Below are 317 nucleotides of genomic sequence, written 5' to 3'. Positions count from 1 at the left end.
CTAAAAGTAAAAGAATAAAGAACCCGATAAATATGAGAATACTGGTAATTGCGGTGACAGCTAAGGCTTTATAAGTAGTTTCGTGAGAAACGGAGTGATTGAAAACCCTGATTTCATCGGTACGTCTTAAAAAGGAAAGTACACTTAAAACTAATATGATAAAGGTGCCGACTTTTATACCTCCAGCAGTACTGAGTGAACCTCCACCGATGAACATGAGTAGCATCATAAGTAAAGAACTACTGTTGGTCATTGCTCCAGTATCAATAGTATTGAACCCTGAAGAACGTGGAACAGTCGCTTGAAACCATGCATTT

At 38.2% G+C, this 317-nt stretch carries 1 protein-coding gene; it reads right to left on the bottom strand.

Annotation, left to right across the window (positions count from 1 at the left end; genetic code table 11):
* Positions 1-268, bottom strand: a 268-nt coding sequence (locus tag ABD296_RS49605; protein WP_344285555.1) for a potassium transporter TrkG, incomplete at its 3' end; no start/stop codon positions are given.
* Positions 269-317 lie beyond the last annotated feature (49 nt).

Origin of the sequence: Actinomadura napierensis (genome assembly GCF_039529375.1) — a bacterium.
Taxonomy (GTDB): domain Bacteria; phylum Actinomycetota; class Actinomycetes; order Streptosporangiales; family Streptosporangiaceae; genus Spirillospora; species Spirillospora napierensis.
The sequence above is the reverse complement of the archived record's forward strand: the minus strand, read 5'-3'. Positions and strand labels throughout refer to the sequence as shown.